This is a genomic window from Planktotalea sp., from assembly GCF_049680325.1.
Lineage (GTDB): Bacteria > Pseudomonadota > Alphaproteobacteria > Rhodobacterales > Rhodobacteraceae > Planktotalea.
On the sequence record NZ_JBAUHO010000257.1, the window covers coordinates 1 to 8,368 of the forward strand.

The following is an 8,368-nucleotide window of genomic DNA, read 5'->3' on the forward strand; positions in this document are numbered from 1 at the left end:
CAAAACTACCGCGCGGCGTTCAACTCACGCTTCTAAAGCTTGGCAATGGCATCGCCCGTTTTCTACCTAAATCGAAACCGTCCAGCTAAAAAATTTACCTTATAATTTCCGTTATTACAGAAATGCCAAACATAAAAGAACGGAGTAACGCAATGACACACTTGAACACCTTTGCGATTTTTCCAATGCGCCTGCCCAACCCGATCCCGTCCCAACGCGACAAACCTTACCTCATTGATCCGATCGCTTTTGCAGGTGCTCTTGTCGGTGCGCCGCTTCTTGTAGCTGTGTTGGGGTTCTGGGCTTTCCTTGTCCCTGTCGGCGCTTTGATCTTTGGCGGGCCGCTTTACCTGTTACTGGGCACGCCTGCCCTCTTGATCCTGCTCCCGCGCCGCAAACCAAGAGCGCTTGAAATCGCTGGTCTGGCCTTCGTGGTAAACCTTTTTGCGACTGCGCTCATCGGCCTTGTCGGCTTGCTAAGCAGTTCATTCGACTTGCAGGACTTCCTTGTGCTCTACGGCGGACTTGGCAGCATTATGGCCCCGATCTGGGGCACCGCTTTTGCGATGCTCTACGTGAGCTTGGAAAGCGCAACCTACAAAGTTTTTAACGCGTAACTTGATCGAAAGGATAATCTGATGATCTCTCTTCTAATCGCCTATACCGTGCTGTCCCTCGCAGGGGTCGCCCTTCTTTGTCACATCATTTTGCGTATCGGCGCGATGATGGGCGATTGCCCCGACAATGGCCCGGCCTTCCGCGTGAGCGCGACCTCTGTCGCGACCGGCTTTGCCGCGATTGGCGTCGGCGGCACTGTTCTGATCGGATCGCTCATCGTGATTGTACCAAATGCGCCAATCGCGGGGTTCATCATCGCGCTCGGACTTGCCGCGCTGTGCCTTGGCCTTGGCTTCACCCAAGCGGTCGCAACTCTGCGCGCGGTGACTGACGGCATCGCCGACGCACGCGCAAACAAGGCAGCAGGTCCAGAATTAGCAGTCTAAATCAAAGAATGGGGCGCGGGATTAGTAGCTGTAAGCGTCATAGATGCGGCTTAGATCACCGCCCCATTCGCCATTATACTTCGCCAAAAGTTCATCCGCTGGCACCTGCCCGCTTTCGATGCTTTCGTGCAAAGCATTCAGGAAATGAGTCTCGTCAGGCACCAAACCGCCCGCACCCGGGCGCGCACGTGCTTTGAGACCAGAGTGTGAGATCGCTACAACTTCGCGCGCAAGTTCGTGCATGTTGATGTTGCCAACCTGCGCTTGCAATCCATCTATCGACGCCGCGACACGCAATTCATCGCGGGTTTCTGCATCCCAGTCCTTGACCAGATCCCATGCGGCATCCAGCGCGTTTTGCTCATACATCAAACCGACCCAGAAGGCTGGCAATGCACATAAGCGGCGCCAAGGCCCACCATCAGCGCCGCGCATTTCGATGAATTTCTTCAGGCGGGCTTCTGGGAAGACCGTAGTCAGGTGATCTGCCCAATCGCTTAGCGTCGGTTTTTCGCCGGGCATCGCTGGCAATTCACCCTTCAGGAAGTCGCGGAAAGACATGCCCAACGCATTGATATATTTACCATCACGATAGACAAAGTACATCGGCACATCGAGCACATATTGTGTCCAAGCCTCAAAGCCAAAGCCGTCCTCGAAGACAAACGGCAACATGCCTGTGCGTGCGTCGTCCAGATGCCGCCAAATTTTACCGCGCCAGCTTTTGTGGTTGTTGATTTTGCCGTCAAAGAACGGCGAATTGGCGAAAAGTGCATTCGCGACGGGCTGCAACGCCAGCGCCACGCGCATCTTCTTGACCATGTCGGCCTCAGAACCGAAATCAAGGTTCACCTGAACGGTACAGGTACGGCGCATCATCGCCGTGCCCATTGTACCAACCTTTTCCATGTAGTTGTTCATCAACTTGTAGCGCCCTTTGGGCATGAGCGGCATTTCCTCATGGCTCCATTCTGGCGCTGCGCCCAGCCCGATAAATCCGACACCGATTTCGTCAGAAATCTCGCGGACCTCGCGCAGGTGTTGGTTCACCTCGTCACATGTTTCATGGATCGTTTCCAAAGGCGCGCCCGATAGTTCCAGCGCGCCGCCAGGTTCCAGCGAAACATTCGCTCCGTCTTTTTCAAGCCCGATCAAAAAACCGCCTTCGCGCACTTCCGCCCAGCCATGGCGATCACGCAGCCCCTCAAGGACCGTCACAATCGAGCGCTCACCCTCAAAAGGCAGCGGAGCGTGGGTATCTGTCAGATAACCGAACTTTTCGTGTTCGGTGCCGATGCGCCATTCGCTTTTCGGACGGCACCCTTCTGCAAGGTATTCTGCAAGCTGTTCGTGCCGCTCGATTGGCCCGCCGCCGGACTGAGGAATAGACATGTGGCGCGCCTCCGCGTTGAGTTTCAGGGTTCAAGCCTTGGTAGGATTTTAAGAGGGTGTCAATGCAAGGGAACCCTGCAAATTTGCACAAAACTGTCAACACATCCCCTTTGCGTGCACAGCTTTCTGTCAAATCGCTAAAAACTTCGGAAAAGTCGAACGGCAATCTGCTGCCTTGTTAACGGAATCTGATCCTGCGCTTGCCATGACAAGGCCCGAGACATGCAACAGCTTTGCCGGGGTAAATTCATGCCTGCGACCCATAAGAAACCGCCACTTGCCGCGCGGCTGCACGGGCTTTTCTGGGGCCCGCAACTGCTGGCCTTTCTGCCAGCGCTAAGTTTAGGCGCATATTGGATCGTTGGCGAAGGCGGGCTAATTGCATGCGCGCTAGGCTTGCCTGTTATCTGGGCTATCTTTGGCGGATTTGACGCGGCAAAGCCCCCGGATGCACTTGATACCCCAGCGGCCGCACCAACTGGCGCTGATATCGACGCGCTGTTTGCAAAAGCTAAAGCCAATGAGAAGGGAATGCTCGCATGCCTTTCCATCGAAAACGAAGCAGACCTCGCAAAGCAACTGTCAGGGCAGGATCTCGCGTTCATTCAAGACAGGCTTGAAGTGCGCTACACAGAAGCCCTGCGCGCAAACGACATTACCCTCCGCAACGGCCCTTTAACATGGCTTTTTGCAATCGCCCCGGGGACAAACCTTGATCTGGAAGCCGCGATTCAGCAGGCCAGCCGGTTGCAGGGCCTTCTGGAAGAACCGTTCTTCATTGGTGAAGATCGAATTTATCTAAGCAGTTGCATTGGCTTTACGTTAGCAAAGATGCCCTGCTCCAATAGCGCAACGCTGTTGGAGCAAGCGCAGGCTGCCCTGGCCGAAGCGCTACAAAATGGGCCGGATGCAATCCGCGCCTATTCCGCAAGTACAGCGCGGCAGACGGCCCCGATGCATCCTAGTCTGTTAAGCGACCTCAATGGCGACATCGAAACAAGTCTGAGCGCGTGGTTCCAGCCTCAAATATCGACTGACACAGGCCAGATCTGCGGATTTGAGGCCTTGGCACGCTGGCGTGCGAACGATGGGCATATGATTGCGCCCGCTGCGTTCTTGCCCGTGCTGGAACAAGCCGGGCAAATGGGGCGCTTGACCGAATTGATGCTAATGAAAAGCCTCGCCGCGCTTTCTGCTTGGGATGCCGAAGGCCTGCACATTGACACGGTTGGGGTGAATTTTTCTGAAACCGACCTCGCCAATCCCAAGCTTTACGACATGATCGCATGGGATCTGGACCGCTTTAGCGTTGCGCCACACCGGCTCTGCATCGAGATATTGGAAAGCGTTATCGCGGGGGAAGCGGATGATATTGTTGTCCGCAATGTCACCCGACTGGCCGACTTGGGCTGTCAGATTGATCTGGATGACTTTGGAACGGGGCATGCGTCCATTTCGACGTTGCGCCGATTGCCTGTTCGTCGCCTGAAGATTGACCGTTCTTTCGTCGCCAAAGCAGATTTGGACGCGGAGCAGCAGAAAATGGCCGCCACGATTCTGATGATGGCAGATCGTTTAGGACTAAGCTGTCTAGCAGAAGGCGTCGAAACATTGGGCGAGCACACAATCCTGGCACAACTTGGTTGCCGCTATGTTCAAGGCTATGGAATTGCCAAACCCATGCCATTTGAAGACACGATTGATTGGATCAAGGAATACCAACTTCGCCTTGGAACGACGCCAGTGATCGGGCGGAAATCTGGCTAAGCAGACCAGAAGTCGCTGCGGAACGCCGCAACAGGGCGGTAATAGGGCGAATCCCCTTGACCTTTTGCGACACACATCGTTGAACGCAGCCCTAACGCGGTTAACACAGGTGGCCCTGTTTCATGGACGATCAAAACAAAAACCTCATCCTCGCAACGGCTCTGAGCTTCATTGTTATTCTAGTGTGGTTCGTTCTGTTCCCACCGCCCGAGCAGGTGCCAGCCGATCCGAACGCTGTCGTCAGCGCCGAAACCCAAGGCAACCTGCCAACGGTATCGAACACACAAGCAGCCGCCTCCACCGCTGAAGCTACGCAAGCCGTCGCCGATCCTGCAAAGGACGCGCCGCGCATCACGATTGAAACGGAACGTTTGAAAGGCTCCATTTCTCTGCTTGGTGGCCGCATTGATGAGCTTGCGCTGAAAGACTACCGCGAAACCCTTGATGATGGTTCACCGATTGTGGACCTGCTGGCACCGACCGGCAGCGCGAACCCTTATTACGCGCTATACGGTTGGGCACCCGGCGCGGGCCTCGCATTTGAACAGGTCCCTGGCCCGAATACGATTTGGACTGCAACCGAAGGCGCTAAGCTTTCGGTTGGCTCGCCGATCTCGATGACATGGGACAACGGTGCAGGTTTGCTTTTCAAGCGCGATATCGCAGTTGACGAAGACTTCATGTTTACTGTCACGCAAAGCGTCCAGAACACGGCAGCGGGCACTGTCAGCCTCGCGCCATATGGTATTCTTGCGCGTCATGGCGAGCCACAGGGACTGAAGAACTTCTTCATTCTTCATGAAGGTGTCGTCGCAATGGCCGATGGCGAATTGACCGAGACAGACTATTCCGACATGCCTGATTTCGACGTTAACCCGAATGAAGGCGCGCGCGCAGAGGTCACGCAAGTCGCCGAGCAAGGCTGGATCGGCTTTACGGATCATTTCTGGATGACCACCCTGATTCCAGCAAAAGGGCCGTTCAAGTCCACAGCTAAATACGACGATCGCCGCGACATCTACCAAACCGAAGCCGTTCTTCCGACGCAAAAGCTTGCCCCCGGTGCAACCGCGACTGTAACCAGCCAGCTTTTTGCGGGTGCAAAGGAATGGGAAACCATTCGTGAGTATCAAAAGGGCGGCGTTGACCGCTTTATCGACTCAATCGATTGGGGTTGGTTCTTTTTCTTCACCAAGCCGATTTTCGCAGTTCTGCACTATCTCAACGCCTTTATCGGCAACATGGGCTGGGCAATTATCGGTCTGACGTTCCTAATCAAACTCCTGCTTTTCCCGCTGGCCTACAAATCCAACGTGTCCATGGCGAAGATGAAAGCGCTTCAGCCCGAGATGGAAAAGATCAAGAAGAACGCAGGCGACGACAAACAAAAGCTCCAGCAAGAGATGATGGCGATGTACAAGAAGGAAAAGGTTAACCCAGCGTCTGGGTGCCTGCCGATCCTTGTACAAATTCCGATCTTCTTCTCGCTCTACAAGGTTATCTTTGTCACGCTGGAATTGCGTCACGCCCCTTGGATCGGCTGGATCAAAGATCTGTCCGCACCTGATCCATCGTCCATTTTGAACCTTTTCGGCCTGCTTAGCTTTGCACCGCCCGAAGCTGGTTCTATCTTCGCGATCTTCTCGCTTGGTATTCTGCCTATCATCCTCGGTATTTCCATGTGGATGCAGCAGAAACTGAACCCGGCACCCACCGATCCGACGCAAGCGATGATCTTTGCGTGGATGCCATGGGTCTTCATGTTCATGCTCGGCTCTTTCGCAAGCGGCCTTGTTGTCTACTGGATCGCCAACAACACCATCACCTTTACGCAGCAGTATTTGATAATGCGCAGCCAAGGGGTGAAACCGGACGTGTTTGGCAACATCAAAAGTAGCTTCAAGAAAAAACCAAAGGCGGAGTGATGGGTAACGTCACCTCGCTTTGGCGCCATCCGATCAAATCGCATGGGCGCGAAGCTGTCACATCTACAACACTTATCGCCGGGCACACCATGCCTGGCGATCGTGTTTGGGCAGTCGCACATGAAACGTCAAAAGCCGACGGCGCTGAATGGGTCAGCTGCGGTAATTTCAGCCGCGTGAGCAAAGCGCCAGAGCTAATGGCGATGACTGCGGCGCTGGATGAGCCAGCGGGCATGGTGACACTTACCCACCCCAAGCTGGGTGATTTCACGTTCGACCCCGACGGGGATGCATCTGGTTTTCTGGACTGGGTTCGCCCGATCATGCCCGCGGATCGCGCGCAATCAGCGCGTTTGATAAAAGTGCCCAACCGTGGAATGACCGACAGCGATTTTCCGTCCGTGACCATTTGCAACATGGCCTCACACAGGGCTGTTGAGCAAACGATCGGGTTTGAAATGTCGATTCACCGTTGGCGCGGGAATATCTGGCTGGACGGTGATGATCTTTTGCCTTGGGATGAATTCGACTGGATGGACCGGAATATCCGAATTGGCGACGCCATCCTTCGCCCGCGCGAACGTACCGATCGCTGCGCTGCAACCACGACAAACCCCGAAACCGGACTTCGCGACGCCGATACGCTGTCCGTTCTGGATCGCTTTGGCCACCGCGACTTTTCTGTACGCGCGGAAGTGATTAATGGCGGTAACATCGAAATCGGTAGCAAGGCGGAACTGATATGAGCCAACTTCCCTTCCCTATCGCTGAAGAGCCCGATGAGTTTTCCCTGGAAAAAGGGCGGCTGCTTTTTGCGGGCGAAACCGTATTCGTTAAGGGCGTTGTTGCCATGTCTGGACTGCCGGATGCGGACCGCATGGAAGTATGCTTTGCGGGCCGCTCCAACGTCGGTAAATCCAGCCTGATAAACGCGCTAACGGGTCACAAGGCCCTTGCGCGCGCGTCCAACACGCCGGGCCGCACGCAAGAGATTAACTTTTTCACTGCTGGCGAAGAACACTACCTTGTCGATCTTCCCGGCTACGGCTACGCCAACGCGCCGCTGCCCGTGGTCGAGAAATGGCAGCGCTTGCTGAAGCAGTACCTTTCAGGCCGTCAAACCTTGCGCCGTGCTTTTGTCCTGATCGATGCTCGCCACGGTGTGAAAAAGGTCGATCACGAGATCATGAGCCTACTCGATAGCAGCGCCGTTACGTTCCAATGTGTGTTGACCAAAGCGGACAAAGTGAAAGCAGCTGAGCGTGACAAAGTACTGGACCAAGTACGCGGCGAATTGGCCAAACACCCGGCAGCGTTTCCAGAGATGATCGTTACATCTTCGGAAAAGGGCGACGGGATACCGACCCTTAGGGCAATTATTGCGACCTTGATCTAAGGGCCAAATCTTTTTGAAAAGGTTTTAGCTTTTTCTTTCAAAGAAATATTTGCCACAAAAAAAGGCCGCCTCGGTTGGGCGGCCTTCTCTTTTTTTCAAACGAAAGACTTTAGTTCAGCGCTTTGTCCGTAATTGCATGTGTCCATGCGCCTTTTGGCTCCATGGTAATCACTGGATCAGATCCGCCAGACAGCAGCGATTGAACTGTGCGCTCGTAGTCTGCAACGTCGAGCGCACCATTAGAGCCCGATGTCAGTTTAGCAATTTCGCGCATCATGCGTTGCTGGTGCATTTCTGTTTGCGCGCCGCTTGCGTCGTTCTCAAGCACGATATCTGCGGCCTCGTCAGGGTTCGCTTCAGCGTATTTCCAACCCTTCATCGACGCACGCACGAAGCGGACCAGCTTGTCCTCCATCGCAGGATCAGCCAGCGCATCTTCCAGCACATAAAGACCGTCTTCCAGCGTCGCGACGCCCTGATCCTCATATTTGAACACCATCAGATCGTCAGGCGTCAGCCCTGCGTCAATGACCTGCCAGTACTCATTATAGGTCATCGTAGACACGCAAGCCGCCTGTTTTTGCAACAACGGGTCAACGTTGAAGCCTTGCTTGAGAACCGTCACGCCGCCATCCGAACCATCTGTCGCGAGGCCAAGTTTGCTCATCCAGCTGAGGAACGGGAATTCGTTTCCGAAGAACCAAACGCCCAGCGTTTTACCCGCGAAATCATCTGTGCCTGTGATGCCCGCGTCCTTGCGGCAGGTCAGCATCATGCCCGAAGATTTGAACGGCTGCGCGATGTTAACCATCGGAAGGCCTTTTTCGCGCGCCGCCAGTGCCGCTGGCATCCACTCAACGGTTACATCTGCGCCGCCACCAGCG

The 8,368-nt window shown here is 54.8% G+C and carries 8 protein-coding genes; 6 read left to right on the plus strand and 2 right to left on the minus strand.

The genetic code is table 11. From position 1 onward, the window contains the following. Positions 1–152: 152 nt before the first annotated feature. Complete coding sequence (locus tag WBC85_RS11740; RefSeq protein ID WP_424437146.1) at positions 153–617, plus strand: hypothetical protein; 465 nt, start codon at positions 153–155, stop codon at positions 615–617. Positions 618–638: 21 nt separating this feature from the next. Next, complete coding sequence (locus WBC85_RS11745; protein WP_424437149.1) at positions 639–1,004, plus strand: hypothetical protein; 366 nt, start codon at positions 639–641, stop codon at positions 1,002–1,004. Positions 1,005–1,025: 21 nt separating this feature from the next. Here WBC85_RS11745 and WBC85_RS11750 read toward each other — a convergent pair whose 3' ends face one another. Further along, positions 1,026–2,396: a glutamate--cysteine ligase gene (locus tag WBC85_RS11750; RefSeq protein ID WP_424437152.1), complete on the minus strand. Its 1,371-nt coding sequence runs from the start codon at positions 2,394–2,396 to the stop codon at positions 1,026–1,028. Positions 2,397–2,618: 222 nt separating this feature from the next. On the opposite strand from WBC85_RS11750, the gene WBC85_RS11755 reads away from it, so the two are divergent. The 4 genes from WBC85_RS11755 (at position 2,619) to yihA (ending at position 7,484) form a co-directional block, all read left to right on the plus strand. Further along, positions 2,619–4,163, plus strand: coding sequence for an EAL domain-containing protein (locus WBC85_RS11755; RefSeq protein WP_424437155.1), 1,545 nt, complete (start codon positions 2,619–2,621; stop codon positions 4,161–4,163). Positions 4,164–4,285: 122 nt separating this feature from the next. Continuing rightward, entirely contained in the window at positions 4,286–6,088 is a 1,803-nt protein-coding gene (gene yidC, locus WBC85_RS11760) for a membrane protein insertase YidC (protein ID WP_424437158.1), read from the plus strand. Further along, positions 6,085–6,834 carry an MOSC domain-containing protein gene (locus WBC85_RS11765; RefSeq protein ID WP_424437161.1) on the plus strand — a complete coding sequence of 250 codons (750 nt, stop codon included), beginning with the start codon at positions 6,085–6,087 and terminating at the stop codon, positions 6,832–6,834. The genes yidC and WBC85_RS11765 overlap by 4 nt, the downstream gene beginning before the upstream one ends. Then, positions 6,831–7,484, plus strand: a complete 654-nt coding sequence (yihA, locus tag WBC85_RS11770; protein ID WP_424437164.1) for a ribosome biogenesis GTP-binding protein YihA/YsxC — start codon at positions 6,831–6,833, stop codon at positions 7,482–7,484. The genes WBC85_RS11765 and yihA overlap by 4 nt, the downstream gene beginning before the upstream one ends. 109 nt (positions 7,485–7,593) lie before the next feature. Here the strand turns inward: yihA and WBC85_RS11775 are convergent. Beyond that, positions 7,594–8,368, minus strand: a 775-nt coding sequence (locus WBC85_RS11775; RefSeq protein WP_424437167.1) for an ABC transporter substrate-binding protein, incomplete at its 5' end; no start/stop codon positions are given.

Excerpts from the sequence above, each read along its gene's own strand:
- WBC85_RS11740 (WP_424437146.1), top strand. The coding sequence starts at position 153 with ATGACACACTTGAACACCTTTGCGATTTTTCCAATGCGCCTGCCCAAC.
- WBC85_RS11745 (WP_424437149.1), top strand. The coding sequence starts at position 639 with ATGATCTCTCTTCTAATCGCCTATACCGTGCTGTCCCTCGCAGGGGTC.
- WBC85_RS11750 (WP_424437152.1), bottom strand. The coding sequence starts at position 2,396 with ATGTCTATTCCTCAGTCCGGCGGCGGGCCAATCGAGCGGCACGAACAG.
- WBC85_RS11755 (WP_424437155.1), top strand. The coding sequence starts at position 2,619 with ATGCAACAGCTTTGCCGGGGTAAATTCATGCCTGCGACCCATAAGAAA.
- yidC (WP_424437158.1), top strand. The coding sequence starts at position 4,286 with ATGGACGATCAAAACAAAAACCTCATCCTCGCAACGGCTCTGAGCTTC.
- yihA (WP_424437164.1), top strand. The coding sequence starts at position 6,831 with ATGAGCCAACTTCCCTTCCCTATCGCTGAAGAGCCCGATGAGTTTTCC.